The sequence below is a fragment of the Brevundimonas sp. GN22 genome (genome assembly GCF_054824005.1).
In genome coordinates this window covers 1-15,241 of sequence record NZ_JSYD01000066.1, presented here as the reverse complement: position 1 = coordinate 15,241, position 15,241 = coordinate 1, and the positions used below count along the sequence as shown (strand labels likewise).

The window sequence follows — 15,241 nt, the reverse complement described above, 5'->3', positions numbered from 1 at the left end:
CTTAGTGCGTTCGAACTTTTCCTTGGCCATGGCCAAACTCCTGTGGCCCGGGTCCGGAACGGAAGGGCGCTGTGCTCAGTTCATAAAACCTGGAGCGGGTAGACGGGATCGAACCGACATCCTCAGCTTGGAAGGCTGCTGCACTACCATTGTGCTATACCCGCACGAAGAATGCGGCCAGGTCGCTCTCGAACGAGAGCAACGAATCCGCACCCGATTTTCCTTGGGGGTTCTGGTCCAAGAACTCGGCCATTGCAAGCGCGTGGTGGGGGAAGCAGGACTCGAACCTGCGAAGCTTACGCAGCGGATTTACAGTCCGCCCCCTTTGCCGCTCGGGACATTCCCCCAGCGCGCTTTGCAATGTGCCGACTTGGATTTGCCATCAGCCGATTATTAAACCGGATAACAACAAAAGCCTTCGCTGTCGGGCGACGCCTGTATTAGGAGAGCGCCTTCACCGAAAGCCCGTGGCCTCGTCGGAGGCCGTCTTATAGTGTCCCCTTTTTCAGAACGCAACGACCAAAAAGCCGTGAAAAAACAATCTTTCCACAGACGCGACGAAAAGGGTGCCTCGCGAGGTAATTCCTCGCACCAACAGGCACCCAAAACCCCGTCTGAGGGTAAAAAATCACCCAAAGCCGCTGTTAACGCAGACAATTTTCTTTGGGGCCGCCATCCGGTTTTGGCAGCTTTGACCAATCCTGCCCGCCGTGGCACGGGTCGACTCATCGTCACGGCCGACCGTGCCGAGGAAATCGAGTCGCAGAATTTGGTGCACGGGCACAGAATCGAAGTCGTTGATTCCCAACAATTGAATCGAATTCTGCCTCCGGGAGCCGTTCATCAGGGCTTCGCCTTTAAATGTCAGCCGCTCGAAGGCGTCGCACTGGAAGATTTGGCAGATCCGGCACAGGGCGTGCTGGTCATGCTCGATCAACTGACTGATCCCCAGAACGTTGGCGCGATCTTCCGCTCGGCCCTCGCGTTCGGCGCACGCGGTATAATTGTGCAGGATCGTCATGCCCCCGCCCTCGCCGGCGCACTGGCCAAGGCATCTGTTGGCGCAACCGAACGCCTGCCCCATGCCCGCGTCACCAACTTGTCGCGCGCGCTGGAAAAGCTGAATGACTACGGATGGCGCGCCATCGCCATGGACGGCGCTGCACAGATGACTCTGGAAGAGGCTCTGGACCATCGCCCGACCGTGATCGTCATGGGTTCCGAAGGCGACGGCGTGCGTCGCTTGGTCACCGAGCACTGCGAAGCCATCGCCAAGATCCCGATGCCCGGCGGTTTTGAATCGCTGAACGTGTCCAACGCTGCGGCCATCGCCCTTTACGAGGCTGCCCGCGCCCAAAAGCGCACCGCCTGACGAATAAGGCCCATGCCGGAGGTGCGCGACAACTTGGCGCATGCTCCGGCAGGGTCTAATCTACGAGCATGGACTTTTTATCTTCCCCTGATTTCGTCAGCCAACTGGTCGCGCTCGGCCAAGTAGTCCTGATGGACCTTGTGCTCGCAGGCGACAACGCTGTTGCTGTGGGCCTTGCCGCCGCCGCCCTGCCACAAGACCAGCGCCGTAAGGCCATTCTTGCGGGTCTGGCCATCGCCGTTGTTCTGCGCATCGGCTTTGCACTCATTACGATTCAACTTCTCGCCATCATCGGTCTTCTGATGGCCGGTGGCTTCCTGCTGCTTTGGGTCTGCTGGAAGATGTGGCGCGAACTGCGCGAACAGGCCACGCACGACCAGGCCGAGGCCCAGAAAGAGCTGGAACTGGCCCAGAGTATCGAGCACGGCACCGGTCCGTCGCCCGAAGAGCTGGGCCTGAAGCGTAAAACCTTTGGTGCCGCTCTCACCCAGATCATTATCGCCGACGTCGCCATGTCGCTGGACAATGTGCTGGCCGTCGCCGGTGCCGCCCACGAACATCCGTGGGTCATGGTGTTCGGTCTGGTCCTGTCGATTGCCCTGATGGGTATCGCCGCCAGCTTCATCGCCAAGCTGCTGCATAAATATTCGTGGATCGGCTACATCGGTCTGGTCGTCGTTTTGTACGTCGCCCTGCACATGATCTGGGATGGCGGTCGCGAAGTGATCGTACGCACTGGCCACCTCGCAGGCTTCAACGCCAAGGTTCCGGCCTTCCTCGCCATCAGTGATGAAGAAGCCGCCAAGCACCTGAAGAAGAGCGGTAAAGAACCCGATGCTGTTGAAGTGCCCACGACCACGGCAACCGAGACACCTTCGTCTTCCACCGCCCCTATACCGGAGCCCGCAACATGAGCGTGAATGAAGTCACCGTAGAGGAGGCCCGCGATTTGCTGGCCTCCGGTCAGGCCGTCATGATCGACGTGCGTGAACAGGACGAATACGACGCCGCTCGCATCGAGGGCACCACCCTCGCCCCGTTATCGCAAATGCCGCAAGCATGGGATGCGCTGGACCTGCCCAAGGACAAGACCATTATTGTCCAGTGCAAGTCGGGCGGTCGCAGCGGTCGGGTTTGCGAGTTCGTCGGCCCGACGGCCAAGGACGGCCAGCCGGTCGTCAATCTGACAGGCGGCATCACGGCCTGGGCACAGGCCGGATATCCGATCATTCAAAGCTGAGCCCGTCGATCAATAAAAAGCCCCCGCAGAGCGATCTGCGGGGGTTTCTTTTTGCCTATCGACCGCGCAGCCACCCGGTGATTGAGATACGGTGCCCCCCTGCGGATAGCGCGACCTGAGTGACCGAATGCGGCGTCGGCACCTTGAGCAGGTTCAGCGTATTGAAGCGGGGCGTGAAAGCCTCCTCGACATTGCCGTCCTCTCCGTGAAAGGCCAGCAACCCACCCCAGTCGATGCGCCACGCGGGCGTGAGGTTCAGCACATAGGCATAGAAGCGATTTTTGCCCGCCGCCTCGTCGCTGTGCTCGGTCAGGAAATGCCCGCGCCGGAACCGCGTCAGTTGCGCGTCCGCCAGTGCGATACGATCTTCGCCGGTGAGAGTGCGAGCCAGACCGAGGAAGGCCTCGCCGTTCAGGAACTCGACCACCGACTGCCAGAAGGCGTCGGCATGCCCCGCCGAAGTGGCGTCATAAAAGGGGTAGTTGTCGTACAGATACTGGAAGTCGTGGGTGGCGGCGTTTTGAACCGCCTGCGCAAAGGTCGACTTCTGCTCGGGCGTCAGCATATTCAGCCACTCGGACGGCATGTCCATGTGGCCATCGCTTTTGCGGGTGACCACATTGAACTGCGCCTCCACGGCCCGCTCGTACAGAGCCTTGGCCGATGCGGGAGAGAGGACGTTTTCAACCTGAGCCCGTCCGGTTTGCGCCAAGCGCACCTGAATGGCAGCGAGACGTTGCGGATCGACAGAACCGATTTCAAACATTCCATCCTCCCCGTCAGCGGTTGACCCTTAGGCTTCCGCACCGCCAAAGCGTTCGGACCATTCGGCGACCATGGTGTCGTCGATCTTGGTGAACAGGACGCTGGCGGCTTGAACCTTCTGGCCAACCGGCAGGGCGTTGAGGAAGTCCTCGTCCGCCTTGGGCCAGCTCAGATCGGTCGACGAGACGGTGCCCGCGATGTTCGGTGCGGTGAACGGCAGGATCGGTGCCGCCAGACGCGCAAACAGAGCCACGAGGTTCAGGCCCGTGCGCACGCCCACAGCCGCCTGATCGCGATCGGTCTTGAGCGCGGTCCACGGTGCGGCGAACTGTAGGTACTCGTTACCCAGCACCCACGCCGCACGGATCGAGGCCGCAGCCTTACGGAACTCCATGGCTTCCATGAGCTCGGTCGCCTCGGCGAGAGCCGCACGGATGTCGGCTTCCAGCTTGGCTTCGACTTCGCCAGCGGTGCCACCTTCCGGCACGACGCCGTCGAACTTCGATTCAGTGAACTTGACGATACGGTTCACGAAATTGCCCAGCACGTCGGCGAGGTCTTTGTTCACCGCGCTCTGGAACTGCTCCCACGTGAACGCGGCATCCGAATGTTCCGGACCATAGGCGGTCAGATACCAGCGCCAGTAGTCAGCGGGCAGAAGCTCCAGCGCCTGATCCATAAAGACGCCACGCTTCATCGAGGTCGAGAACTTACCGCCGTACCAGTTCAGCCAGTTGAAGGCCTTAAGTTGGTCGACGGTCTTCCAAGGCTCGCCCGAACCGATGATGGTCGCAGGGAAGCTGACGGTGTGGAAGGCGACGTTGTCCTTGCCCATGAACTGGACATAGCGGACGTCTTCTGCGCCTTCGTCCAGACGCCACCAGTCTTTCCACGTCTTGCCGTTGGCATCGGCCCACTCTTCGGTGGCGGCGATGTATTCGATCGGCGCGTCAAACCAGACGTAGAAGACCTTGCCTTCCATGCCCGGACGCGGACCACCGTCAGGGCCGACAACCGGCACACCCCACGACAAGTCGCGGGTGATGCCACGGTCGATCAGACCTTCATCAAGGTGTTTGTTGGCGATGGACTTGGCCAGCGGCTGCCAATCGGCCTTGCTGTTCACCCATGCGCGGATTTGATCCTCGACCTTGGTTTGCAGCAAGTACAGGTGGCGGGTGTCGCGGACTTCCAGATTACGGCTGCCCGAAACCGACGAATACGGATTGATCAGGTCGGTCGGGTCCAACAGACGGCCACAGTTGTCGCACTGGTCGCCGCGCGCCTTTTCATAGGCGCAGTGCGGGCAGGTACCCTCGACATAACGGTCAGGCAGGAAGCGGCCATCGTCGATCGAATAGATCATGCGATCCACGCGCTCTTCGATCAGGCCGTTCTTTTCCAGCGCCTGACAGAAGTGCTGGGTCAGGGCGCGGTTTTGCGGACCCGACGAACGACCGAACCAGTCAAAGCTCAGGCCAAAGGCCTCACCTGCATTCTTCTGGATCAGGTGCTGTTCGTCGCAATAGGTCTGAACGTCTTGACCGGCGGCGGCAGCGGCCAGCTCGGCCGGCGTGCCGTGCTCGTCGGTGGCGCAGATGTACAGCACATCATGGCCTTCGCCGCGCTTGAAACGGGCCCAGACGTCTGCGGGCAACATCGACCCGGCCAGATTCCCAAGGTGCTTGATGCCATTGATGTAGGGCAGCGCCGAGGTGATGAGGATACGGGCCATGATCGTCCACTAAATTAGAGTAAGGCTTGGGATATAGAGACGCTTTCGCGCCGCGTCACCCTATCGCTTGGTGCGAAGTGAGGGCTGCACGCTTGGAAATGATGTGGAAACGCACACCCAACAGCACACCCGAGATAAGGCTGGCGACGATAACCGACATGACCAGTCCGTCCACGCCCATCGTCGGGGCAAGAATAAAGCCGAGCGGGATCATCACCACGCCATAAGACACAAAGTGCATGAGGCTGGGCATCAACACATCGCCCGCCGAGCGGTTGGCGTGTGCGGCGACCACCTGAACGGCATCGGCCACAAAGAAGAAGGTCGCCAGCGCCAAAGCCGGAGCAGCAATCGCCAGCACCGCCATGTCATTGGTATAGGCACCCGTAATCAGGTGCGCTGTCGGCCAGATAATGAGGCCGACCACTGTGGCCAGCACAGCCACGACGCCCATGCCGATCCAGCCTGCCCGTTTCACGCCCTCGTGGTCGCCCGCGCCATAGGCCTTGCCCACCAGCACAGCGGTTGCCGACGACAGACCCATCGGCAGCATGAAGACGATGGCCGAGGTGTTGATCACAATGGCCCAGCCTGCCGTTTCGTTGGCACCAATCAGACCGGCGGCAATGGTCATGGCCGAAAACGCCCCCACTTCGATGAAGTTGGATGCGCCCGCGCCAAGGCCCACCTTGACCTGTTCGCGTTCGGTCTCGCGGTCGCGCTTGGGCTTGCTGAACAGGCCCCACGCTTTCACTTCCGGCATGCGCAGGATGTAGATCACGAGGAACACCACCAGCGCCGCACGCGCACCAAAAGTCGCCCACGCCGACGCTGCCGCGCCATGAATACCAAGGCCCAGCATATCCGGCACCAGCACGATATTCAGCGCGATGTTGACGATGTTGGCGATCCACATCGCCCACATGCCCGGCTTGGGCTTGCCCAGACCTTCGAGGAAGAACTGTGCCGCAACCGAAATCAGATAGAAGGGCATCGACAAGGCAAAGACGACCAGCGGCAAGGCTGCGCCCTCACCTAATCCATCCTCGAACCCCAGATGCGGAAGCAATAGGGGCCCTGCCAGCGCCAACAGCACCATGGCCGCCAGGCCCAGCTGCAGCGAATACACCAGCCCCCGACGTAGCACCGCGCCGACCTCTTCATAGCGGCCTTCGCCACGCATGCGGGCGGTCATCACCTGAACGCCCATCATCAGACCGACAGCCGTCGTCAGGATGATCGAAGTCGGTGCCCATGCCAGAGAATGGAATGCCAGTTCGCGCGATGAATGGTGTCCCACCACAATCGCATCGGTCAGACCCATCGTCATGATACCCACGCGCGCCAGCACGACCGGCCATGCGAGAACCAGCAGGTCTTTCAGGGTGTGCTTGTGAGCGGGACTGAACAAGAGGGCGTTCCGATAGGACAGGGGTCAGAAAAAAGAAGGACGGCACCAAAGCCGTCCATTGAAATGATCTCGAGAAGGTACAAGCCGGAATGACGGCCTACCACGCTCCCAGTTCGCGCAACATGGCGGCCAGTTCGGGTGGCGTCTCTCCGGTGTCGATCACATCCAGATCGACTGGAGCATCTTTCGGCTCCAGATAGCGCCAGCCCTGAAAAGCGCGGCGAACCGTCGGCGACACACGGATGACTTTGGGCTCCAGCGTGATCTCGCAGCGGCTGGCTTTACCCTCACCGATGGTGCTGATGTCCATGATCGGCTGGCGCGCGAGAATGGAGCCTTTGACGACCCAGTACAGCGAACCGCCGCCTTCCATTTCCGGTGCTCGCTTGGGGCTCATGCGGGTATGCACGATCAACGGCGCGCCTTTGGAGGCGCGGCGTTCCAGCCATTCTACGTCCGGCACACCAACGGCCAATTTGATCATGTGAAGCGGCATGGGGGCGCAGATAGGAGCTTACTGAGGCAGGGTAAAGGCAGACCAAGGTTTGCCGGACGAAACCTAGCCGATCAGGCGGCGAGCCGCACCGCGCGCCTCGTCCGTAACGTGCGCACCCGAAAGCATGCGGGCGATTTCTTCCAGACGATCAGTCTCGTTCAACGGATCAACCGTCGAGGTCGTCATACCGTCCTTGTCGGCCTTGCGCACCTTCCAGTGGGTATGGCCGCATGCCGCCACCTGCGGGCTGTGCGTCACCACCAGAACCTGCGCGCCATTTGCCAGACGTTTCAGACGTCCCCCCACCGCTTCGGCCACGGCACCACCGACGCCCTGATCCACTTCGTCGAAGATCATCACCGGTTGGATAATGTCCTCGCGGCTGGCCAGAGCAGCCTTCATTGCAAGGGCAAAGCGAGCCAGTTCACCGCCCGACGCCACACTGTCCAGCGGGCCGAAATCGGTACCGACGTTGGTGGCCACCTGGAAGCGCACGTTCTCGCGGCCTTCCGGTCCGCGGCGAGCCTCAATGGGTTCCAGCGCGACACGGAACTGGGCGCGTTCCAGCTTCAACGGTCCCAGCTCGCCCAGCACCGCGACCTTCAACCGTTCAGCAGCATCCCCGCGCGCTTCAGACAGCACCGATGCGGCCGCGTCATACGCCTGAGCCGCCAGCGCCGCCTCGCGACGGGCATTGGTCAGGGCTTCTTCGCTGTTCTCGATCAGGCGCAACTGCTCGCGCAGCTTGATCCGCAGCGACGGCAGCGCGTCCACGGTGGTGTTCAGCTTGCGGGCCGTGGCGCGAAGGGCGAACAGTCGCTCTTCGGTCTTGTCCAACTGTCCCGGTTCAAAATCGAACGCGTCCGCAGCGGCATCGACGGCGGCAATCGCCTCCATCGCCTCGACCATGGTGCGATCGATGGCCTCAACAGCGTCCGACAGGCTCTTGATGACAGGATGATCGCCTTCGATGCCCGCCTGCCCTGCCCGCGTGCGGGCATGCTCGACCGCCCGCAACGCCGCACTCAGCTTTTGCGACAGCTTGTCTCCGCCCAACTGAGTGCGGGCATCGGCCAGATCGGCCAGCGCCTTTTCCGCCGCACCAAGGACAGCGCGATCACCGGCCAGCGCCGTTTCCTCGTCTTCCTTGGGATCCAGAGCGTCCAGTTCGGACAGGTTGTGGGAAATCTCTTCGGCACGGGCCGCAGCATTGGCGGCATCCGACTGGAGCTCTGCCAGCTTTTGCTCGGCGTCTTTCAGCAGTCGCGCCGCTTCGGCCACCGCCTGAAGCTGCGGCTGAAGGCCACCATAGGCATCCAGCAATCCACGGTGCGTGCGCCAGTCCAAAAGGCCGACCGTCTCGTGCTGACCGTGCACTTCGACAAGACGCGAACCGATCTCCTTGAGGGCCGTTACCCCCGCAGGTTGGTCATTGATATAGGCTTTGGAACGCCCGTCCGCGGACAGGATACGGCGCAGGATCAACTCGTCCCCCACCTTGACTTCAAAGCCGCGCTCTTCGATGGCAGCGATCAGGTCCGGATCGTTCGGGGTGATGAACACTGCGGTCGCTACAGCCTGTTTGGCCCCACGACGCACCAGTCCGGAATCAGCACGCGCCCCCAGGGCAAGGCCCAGAGCGTCCAGAATAATCGACTTACCCGCACCGGTTTCACCGGTCAGAACCGTCAACCCCTGCTCCACGTCGAGGTCAAGGGCATCGACGAGAACCACGTCGCGGATGGAAAGACTGGTCAGCATGGATCAATATGATTCGCGTTATTCCGGATGATCCTAACCGGAAACGTAACGAGAACGCAGAGGCTTTTGTGGCCTCTGCGCTCAAATGTCAGGATCAGTCGAATGGGTTCAGACGGCTGAAGATCGACTTCTTGTGGCCTTCCGGCTCATCGATGCCTTCCGGACGCTGGCCTTCTTCGGTCAGCAGGGCAAAGGCATCGCGGTACCAGACGCTGCCCGGGAAGTTGTGGCCCAGCACCGAAGCATTACGCACAGCCTCTTCGCGCAGACCCAGTTGCAGGTTCAGCTCGACCAGACGGTACAGCGCTTCAGGCGTGTGCGAAGTGCGCTGGAAGGCCGGATTTTCGATCACGGACTTATAGCGGTTCAGGGCACCGATCGGCTGGCTGTTACGCTGGTAGAAGCGGCCGACAGCCATTTCCTTACCGGCCAGCTGGTCGTTGACCATGTCGATCTTGACGCGGGCGTCGGTGGCATAGGGCGTATTGGGGTAGCGACGCTCGACATCGCGCAGACCAGCCAGAGCCGCTTCGGCATAGCCCTGGTCACGACCCACATCGACGATGCGCTCGAAGTTGCAGACGGCCTTCATATAGAAGGCATAGGCCGCCGAGGGGTTACCAGGGAAAAGGGCGATGAAGCGGTCAGCCGCAGCAATCGCCTCATTGTAATTATTGTTCTGATAGAAGGCGTACACCTGCATCAGGATCGCGCGACGGGCCCATTCCGAATAGGGGTGCTGACGCTCTACTTCCTGGAAGTAGTCGATAGCATCATTCCAGCGGCGCGACTGAAGGCGCTGATAGCCCGTGTTGTACAGGGCTTCGACCGGACGCTCTTCATAGGCAAGGCGCTGGCGGGGCTTGGTGCCCGAGCACGCAGACAGCGTGAGCGACGCCGCAGCGACACCCATCAGCAACAGGCCAGAGCGGAACAAACCGGAGCGAGACTTGAGTTCGGGCAAGAGCGACCTCTTAAATTGCCGGAGACGGGATGCACACTCGCATCACATATCCTTGGCGTTCTCTATAACAGCGCACAACCGTATGCCAATGCGCGGAAATAGGCGAAACGCGGGTTGATGCGACTCCCTACACGGCCTAGAGAGCGCTGCAACATCATTGGACACAGTTTTTTTCAGTCCGAACACGGCGAAAGGATGACCGGTCATGAAGCTGCTCGCAGGCAATTCGAACCGGACGTTGGCTCAAGCGATTGCCAACCACCTCGATGCTCCGCTTACTAAGGCGCAGGTAAAGCGCTTTGCGGATAACGAGGTCTTCGCCGTCATCGAAGAGAACGTCCGCGGTGAAGACGTCTTCATCATCCAGTCGACCAGCTTCCCGGCGAACGACAACCTGATGGAAATGCTGATCATGGTCGACGCCCTGCGTCGCGCATCGGCCCGCCGCGTCACCTGTGTCATGCCCTACTTCGGCTACGCCCGTCAGGACCGCAAAACCGGCGGCCGCACCCCGATCTCCGCCAAGCTGGTGGCCAATATCATCGAGCGTTCGGGCGCAGACCGCGTTCTCACGATGGACCTGCACGCTGGCCAGATCCAAGGCTTCTTCGACATTCCGACCGACAATCTGGTCGCCATGCCGGTACTGGCTCAGGACATCAAGGAAACCAAGCCGCGCGATTCGGTCATCATCGTTTCGCCGGACGTCGGCGGCGTGGTCCGCGCCCGCACCCTGGCCAAGCGTCTGGATTGCGACCTTGCCATCGTCGACAAGCGCCGTCCGGAACCGGGCAAATCCGAAGTGATGAACATCATCGGTGACGTCTCGGGCCGCAGCTGCATCCTGTTTGACGACATCGTCGACTCGGGCGGCACCCTGGTAAACGCCGCCGAAGCCCTGATTGCTCAAGGCGCAACCGAGGTTTCGGCCTACATCAGCCACGGCGTCCTTTCGGGCCCTGCTGTCGAGCGCGTGACCAACGGTCCGCTGAAGGAATTGGTCATCACCAACTCCATCGAACAGCCGGAAGCCGTTTTGTCGTGCAACAAGATTCGTAGTGTCAGCGTTGCCCCTCTGATCGGCGAAGCGATCCGCCGCATTGCCAACGAAGAATCCGTTTCAAAGCTCTTCGATTAAGGTTCGGCTAACCATTTTCGCACCGTATTGGTCGGCCTTAATCCCCATTTAATGTCGCGTCTCCGGACGCGTCCTTATAAGCGAAGTACTAGGGAAGCCCGCTGATGCCCGATTTCAAGCCGCGCCCGGCCCTTCTGCGTCAATGGACTGCAGGTCGTACCCTCACAGCCGCCGCTCTGGCCGCGGCCACCGTATTGGCCAGCTGTTCGACGCCTGCACCAGAGGCCCCGCCAGTCGAGCCGCCCGCAGCCCCGCCTCCCCCCATCGCCCTGAACCAGAGCGTTGCCGAGGCGGCATCGGTCTATGTGGCCTTTGTGCGCGACCTGAACACCATCAAGGCCGGTGGCTTCCAGAGTGCTGAAGAAATCCAGGCTGAAATCCGCAAGGGGGCAGCCTATGACGCGGCCCAGATGTCGCGCGGCATGATCGCCTACGGTGCCATCCTCGCGCTCCAGTCGCCTGAGTATGTCGCCGGCGTGCGCCAATACGGCTCGAATCCGGCCCAGCGTCAGGAGATGATCAGCCGAATCGTCGCCGATCCCGCCTATGCCGCCACCCTGCCGGGTGCCGACGCCGCCGTAGGTCTGATGGTAACGACTCTGATTCGTGACATCGACGCCCTCACCTATATCGCCGACGGCGTAGAGGCCGACGCCTACAAGATTCAGGAACGCAACGATCCGCGTCGTCGCTGGGCTACGCAGCACGTCGCCGACCGTACCACCCGTCTGGAAGGCGCAAAGAGCCTCTCCGTACCGCGTCTGCCGTCCGCTGAGGAAAGCGCACGCCTGTTCGCTGCCGCGCACAGCGGTAACGGTCTGGTCTCCGAACGCGCTCTGCGCGGTGCGCCTTACACGCCCGCCGTTGTGAACTCGCTGGCGATTGCCGCACTCGCCGCTCTCGGCGCTGCGGGCGACGAAGCCAAAGCCAACACCGACGCACTGACGGTAGAATCGAACAACGAGTTCTGCCTCAGCATGTCTAAGCTGATGCTCTATCAGTGCCTGGCTGCCTCGCGTCCGAACTATGAAGACATCTTCTGCACCGGTCGTCACATCGTCCGCGATCTGGCCCAGTGCACTTCGCAATATGCAGGCCCCCGACCAACGTCGGTGCCGACCATAAGTGTGGTTCAGCCCGCAGATTCTCAGTCACAACCTACCGGCTAAACTGAGATTCTACGGGCAATTTGGGCGGGGACGGTTGCGTCCCCCCCTTGTTCCGTGTAATGGACCGCCCTCTTGAATTCGATGGGTTCATGACCCCGCCGCGCGGGCTAAGGTTCAGCGCAGGCGTTTACTTGTATTGAAGGCGAGCCCTATGGCCGAGATCATTCTGAACGTTGACGTCCGTGAAGGCGTTGGCACCGGTAACGCCCGCGCTGTTCGTCGCGCTGGTGCTGTCCCGGGCATCCTGTACGGTGGCGACAAGGCCCCGGTTGCTATTTCGGTGAGCGAGCGCGAGTTCCGCAAGTCGCTGTACACCGGCAAGCTGCTGGGTCACTTGGTCACTCTGAAGTACGGTGAAGAGACCCAGCCGGTCATCGCCAAGAACGTCGACTTCGATCCGGTTTCGGATCGTCCGATGCACTTCGACCTGATGCGCGTTGACGCATCGGCTCCGATCAAGATTTCGCTGCCGGTCCAGTTCATCAACGGCGACGAAGCTCCGTTCGTCCGTCAAGGCGGCACCATGGAAGTCGTTCGTCACGAAGTTGAAGTTCTGATCCGCGCTGACGAAATGCCGGAATCGTTCATCGTTGACCTGGCCAAGGTCGAGAACGACACCAACATCCGTTTCTCGGACATCACCAACCTGCCGGCCGGCACCACCCCGACCATCACGGACCGCGACTTCATGATCGCGACCGTTAAGTCGCCGGGCGGCCCGAAGGCTGAAGAAGAAGCTTCGGAAGAAGCAACCGAAGCCTAATCCGCTTCGACTTCTAAAGATCAAAGCCCCGCAGTGGAAACCCTGCGGGGCTTTTCTTTGCCCCGTCTCCAAGGCTAGAGAAGCCCCATGATTATCATCGCAGGTCTGGGTAACCCCGGCGCAAAGTACGAAAAGAACCGCCACAACATCGGCTTCATGGCCGCTGACGAGATCGCACGCCGTTGGCGCTTTGGCCCCGAGAAGGCCAAGTTCCAGTCCAAGATTCAGGATGGCGAGATCGAGGGCGAGAAGATCCTGCTGATGAAACCGCAGACCTATATGAACGAGAGCGGCCGCGCGATTGGCGAGGCTGCGCGATTCTACAAGGTTCCGGTCGACAAGATCATCGTCTTCCATGACGAGATCGATCTGGCCCCCGGTCGCTTCCGCATGAAGAAGGGCGGCGGCGCAGCGGGCCAGAACGGCATCCGCTCCAGCATTGCCCACCTCGGTGCCGACTTCCGCCGCGCCCGCATGGGTGTAGGCCACCCCGGCGATCCGAAACTGGTGCACACCCACGTATTGGGTGACTTTGCCAAGGCCGACCAGCCGTGGCTGGACGCCATGCTGCAAGCCTGCGCCGATGCCCTGCCCTTCGCCATCAATGGCGATGACGAGCGCTATCAGGGCGAGGTCATGCGACTGGCTCCCGCCCCGAAATTCAGTCCGCGCCAAGCCGCCAACGGCGGCTAAGACTTACTCCGGATCGTCGTAAGACCATCGGACGTCAAACGTCCGTGTCTGCCCTGCCGCCAACCGCGTGCGCCAGACCCGTTGTCCGGTGTCTGCATCGATCTGGCTCCGCAGGCCCTCGCGCTCGATCCGGAAGCTCGGCTGACTGGTTTCCCAAGATGCCACGGGCATTTCGATATCAGCAGTTGCGCCCGAACTGTTCGTAAGGGTCACGCGATAGGCATCAACCTGCCTCGCCCGCGCACCGCGACCGCGCTTCTTGTCTTCGGTCTGCACGACCTTGCTGGTGACGAGCTGGCTTTCCTGAAACTCCAGCCGGACGGGCAATCCTATAGGCGTGTCGGACAAGGTGTCCGCACCTGCATAGGCTGTCGGCTGGTCGACTGTCGATATGTAGAAGGCAACGCTGCCCTGAGGCACCGGAAGCCCGAGTCCCGTGGCCTCCTCGTTCTTGGCACGTAGCTCGATCATTCCCGGATTGGGTTGATCGTCTTCATCCAATGGATTGAACGGCACGACCAACACGCGCTCTACAGCGATGTTGTCTTGCGCGAGGAACAGCACCTGCTTCGTTTGCCGCGCAGCCACCGTGGTGAGGTGGGGCAGGACATAGGCCTTATAGTCTCCCAAATCCTCCTGCTTGGCCTGCACCCGGCTACCCGTCACTACGATTTCCTCGGCCACCGCTCGCATCATCGCAGGAGCGGGCGGTGGAGGTGGTGGCGCGGGTGGCGGCGGCGCACCCGCGAAATCATTATATCCAGATTCAACCCACCCCTCATGCGACCTCTGCTGGGGCCAGCAGGTGGTGTTGGCATAGCGCGTCCGTAACTGGATAGGCCGCGTGTCGGCATCACGGGCCAGATCACCCGCCACCACAACCACAGGCGCATCGGCAAAGCTGGTGCCGCCGAAATTGGCCAGCGTGATCCAGCCCTCCAGATTGATCGTGCTTTCGTCCGTCGACACCCGCGCCACATAGTCCGCCGACCACTGAAGACCCGTCGCCAGATAGGCCAGCGTGATCTCGTAGCGGCCCGCCTGCTCTGCCCGCGTCTTGATCGACAGCGTCGGCGTCGCCCCCAGCCCCTCGGGCACAGTCTCAAAGACCAGACGCTCGGTCAGGCCAGAGCAAGCCAGCGCCTCGAAGCGACCGTCGATTTCAACCACGGCACCATTGGTGCCCGCACGCAGCACGCCCGACTGTTCAACCACCTCGCCGTTGGAGGCGTTGGTACGCACCACCGTCACCGTCTCGCCAATCGCCCGCTCCAGCAGGTTCTTGGGCGAGATCAAGTCATAGTCAGCGTTCTGCTCCAGCAGCTCGGCAGGCAGTCCCTCGACGGTTGCGCTGTGGGGTACAATCCCCGTCGCCAAGCCCTTAAAGCGAATAACGCCATAGCCCGCCGGAACATCGACCACGCGCTTCTCGACGATCAGCGCCAGACCCTCCTGATCCAGACGCGACCAACTCTGGCGCGAACGGCGAAGTAGTTCGGTCGTGTCTACGGGCCGGTCGCGGTAAACCACGACCGATACGTTCTCGGGCTTCTCGGACACAGCCTCGGCGCGAGGCACCGCCGCTTCTTGCGCGACCGCAGGCAGGGCTGCCCCCATCAGAGGCCCCCACGCGACCGCGCACGCCAATACGGCGCACAACGGTCGCATATCAGCCACCCGTCGTGATGGTGGCCGTCAGGACCGTCTCGCCATTGGCTGGAACCTGTACCTTCC

14 protein-coding genes and 2 tRNA genes are annotated in these 15,241 nt (G+C 61.4%); 7 read left to right on the top strand and 9 right to left on the bottom strand.

All coding sequences use genetic code 11. From position 1 onward, the window contains the following. Nucleotides 1–90: 90 nt before the first annotated feature. Nucleotides 91–164 (bottom strand) — tRNA-Gly (locus OB03_RS09675). Between the two features lie 99 nt (nt 165–263). Then, nucleotides 264–347 (bottom strand) — tRNA-Tyr (locus tag OB03_RS09670). 146 nt (nt 348–493) lie between these two features. On the opposite strand from OB03_RS09670, the gene rlmB reads away from it, so the two are divergent. The 3 genes from rlmB (at nt 494) to OB03_RS09655 (ending at nt 2,612) form a co-directional block, all read left to right on the top strand. Beyond that, nucleotides 494–1,372, top strand: a complete 879-nt coding sequence (rlmB, locus tag OB03_RS09665) for a 23S rRNA (guanosine(2251)-2'-O)-methyltransferase RlmB (RefSeq protein WP_461344002.1) — start codon at nt 494–496, stop codon at nt 1,370–1,372. 68 nt (nt 1,373–1,440) lie between these two features. Next, nucleotides 1,441–2,286 carry a TerC family protein gene (locus OB03_RS09660; protein WP_242914325.1) on the top strand — a complete coding sequence of 282 codons (846 nt, stop codon included), beginning with the start codon at nt 1,441–1,443 and terminating at the stop codon, nt 2,284–2,286. Continuing rightward, on the top strand, nt 2,283–2,612 hold the full coding sequence (locus OB03_RS09655; RefSeq protein WP_242914326.1) for a rhodanese-like domain-containing protein: 330 nt from the start codon (nt 2,283–2,285) through the stop codon (nt 2,610–2,612). Before OB03_RS09660 ends, OB03_RS09655 begins: the two co-directional genes overlap by 4 nt. 55 nt (nt 2,613–2,667) lie before the next feature. On the opposite strand, the gene OB03_RS09650 is transcribed toward OB03_RS09655, so the two are convergent. From OB03_RS09650 to OB03_RS09625, 6 genes are all read right to left on the bottom strand, one after another. Continuing rightward, the gene (locus tag OB03_RS09650; RefSeq protein ID WP_242914327.1) at nt 2,668–3,378 is read right to left on the bottom strand and encodes a 2OG-Fe(II) oxygenase; all 711 of its coding nucleotides are present in this window, start codon (nt 3,376–3,378) and stop codon (nt 2,668–2,670) included. A 27-nt stretch (nt 3,379–3,405) separates the two neighbouring features. Next, complete coding sequence (gene metG, locus OB03_RS09645; RefSeq protein ID WP_242914328.1) at nt 3,406–5,112, bottom strand: methionine--tRNA ligase; 1,707 nt, start codon at nt 5,110–5,112, stop codon at nt 3,406–3,408. 55 nt (nt 5,113–5,167) lie between these two features. Further along, nucleotides 5,168–6,523, bottom strand: coding sequence for an MATE family efflux transporter (locus tag OB03_RS09640; protein WP_461344001.1), 1,356 nt, complete (start codon nt 6,521–6,523; stop codon nt 5,168–5,170). Nucleotides 6,524–6,620: 97 nt separating this feature from the next. After that, complete coding sequence (locus OB03_RS09635) at nt 6,621–7,019, bottom strand: DUF1489 family protein (protein WP_242914330.1); 399 nt, start codon at nt 7,017–7,019, stop codon at nt 6,621–6,623. A gap of 63 nt (nt 7,020–7,082) precedes the next feature. Next, the gene (recN, locus tag OB03_RS09630) at nt 7,083–8,780 is read right to left on the bottom strand and encodes a DNA repair protein RecN (protein ID WP_461344000.1); all 1,698 of its coding nucleotides are present in this window, start codon (nt 8,778–8,780) and stop codon (nt 7,083–7,085) included. A 94-nt stretch (nt 8,781–8,874) separates the two neighbouring features. Then, the gene (locus OB03_RS09625; protein ID WP_242914397.1) at nt 8,875–9,693 is read right to left on the bottom strand and encodes an outer membrane protein assembly factor BamD; all 819 of its coding nucleotides are present in this window, start codon (nt 9,691–9,693) and stop codon (nt 8,875–8,877) included. Nucleotides 9,694–9,949: 256 nt separating this feature from the next. Here OB03_RS09625 and OB03_RS09620 point away from each other — a divergent pair, with 256 nt between their 5' ends. The 4 genes from OB03_RS09620 (at nt 9,950) to pth (ending at nt 13,507) form a co-directional block, all read left to right on the top strand. Next, nucleotides 9,950–10,882, top strand: coding sequence for a ribose-phosphate pyrophosphokinase (locus OB03_RS09620; RefSeq protein ID WP_242914332.1), 933 nt, complete (start codon nt 9,950–9,952; stop codon nt 10,880–10,882). Between the two features lie 104 nt (nt 10,883–10,986). Further along, entirely contained in the window at nt 10,987–12,051 is a 1,065-nt protein-coding gene (locus OB03_RS09615; protein WP_242914333.1) for a hypothetical protein, read from the top strand. Nucleotides 12,052–12,202: 151 nt separating this feature from the next. Continuing rightward, nucleotides 12,203–12,814, top strand: a complete 612-nt coding sequence (locus tag OB03_RS09610; protein WP_242914334.1) for a 50S ribosomal protein L25/general stress protein Ctc — start codon at nt 12,203–12,205, stop codon at nt 12,812–12,814. Between the two features lie 87 nt (nt 12,815–12,901). Beyond that, nucleotides 12,902–13,507, top strand: coding sequence for an aminoacyl-tRNA hydrolase (gene pth / locus OB03_RS09605; protein WP_461343999.1), 606 nt, complete (start codon nt 12,902–12,904; stop codon nt 13,505–13,507). 3 nt (nt 13,508–13,510) lie between these two features. Here pth and OB03_RS09600 read toward each other — a convergent pair whose 3' ends face one another. Next, nucleotides 13,511–15,124 (bottom strand): DUF4139 domain-containing protein, encoded by a 1,614-nt coding sequence (locus OB03_RS09600; RefSeq protein WP_461343998.1) that lies wholly within the window; start codon nt 15,122–15,124, stop codon nt 13,511–13,513. Between the last annotated feature and the right edge of the window lie 117 nt (nt 15,125–15,241).

What these genes read in the sequence shown, in the direction of transcription:
- OB03_RS09660 (WP_242914325.1), top strand. Translation starts at nt 1,441, where the DNA reads ATGGACTTTTTATCTTCCCCTGATTTCGTCAGCCAACTGGTCGCGCTC.
- OB03_RS09655 (WP_242914326.1), top strand. Translation starts at nt 2,283, where the DNA reads ATGAGCGTGAATGAAGTCACCGTAGAGGAGGCCCGCGATTTGCTGGCC.
- OB03_RS09650 (WP_242914327.1), bottom strand. Translation starts at nt 3,378, where the DNA reads ATGTTTGAAATCGGTTCTGTCGATCCGCAACGTCTCGCTGCCATTCAG.
- metG (WP_242914328.1), bottom strand. Translation starts at nt 5,112, where the DNA reads ATGGCCCGTATCCTCATCACCTCGGCGCTGCCCTACATCAATGGCATC.
- OB03_RS09635 (WP_242914330.1), bottom strand. Translation starts at nt 7,019, where the DNA reads ATGCCGCTTCACATGATCAAATTGGCCGTTGGTGTGCCGGACGTAGAA.
- recN (WP_461344000.1), bottom strand. Translation starts at nt 8,780, where the DNA reads ATGCTGACCAGTCTTTCCATCCGCGACGTGGTTCTCGTCGATGCCCTT.
- OB03_RS09625 (WP_242914397.1), bottom strand. Translation starts at nt 9,693, where the DNA reads ATGGGTGTCGCTGCGGCGTCGCTCACGCTGTCTGCGTGCTCGGGCACC.
- OB03_RS09620 (WP_242914332.1), top strand. Translation starts at nt 9,950, where the DNA reads ATGAAGCTGCTCGCAGGCAATTCGAACCGGACGTTGGCTCAAGCGATT.
- OB03_RS09615 (WP_242914333.1), top strand. Translation starts at nt 10,987, where the DNA reads ATGCCCGATTTCAAGCCGCGCCCGGCCCTTCTGCGTCAATGGACTGCA.
- OB03_RS09610 (WP_242914334.1), top strand. Translation starts at nt 12,203, where the DNA reads ATGGCCGAGATCATTCTGAACGTTGACGTCCGTGAAGGCGTTGGCACC.
- pth (WP_461343999.1), top strand. Translation starts at nt 12,902, where the DNA reads ATGATTATCATCGCAGGTCTGGGTAACCCCGGCGCAAAGTACGAAAAG.
- OB03_RS09600 (WP_461343998.1), bottom strand. Translation starts at nt 15,124, where the DNA reads ATGGGGGCAGCCCTGCCTGCGGTCGCGCAAGAAGCGGCGGTGCCTCGC.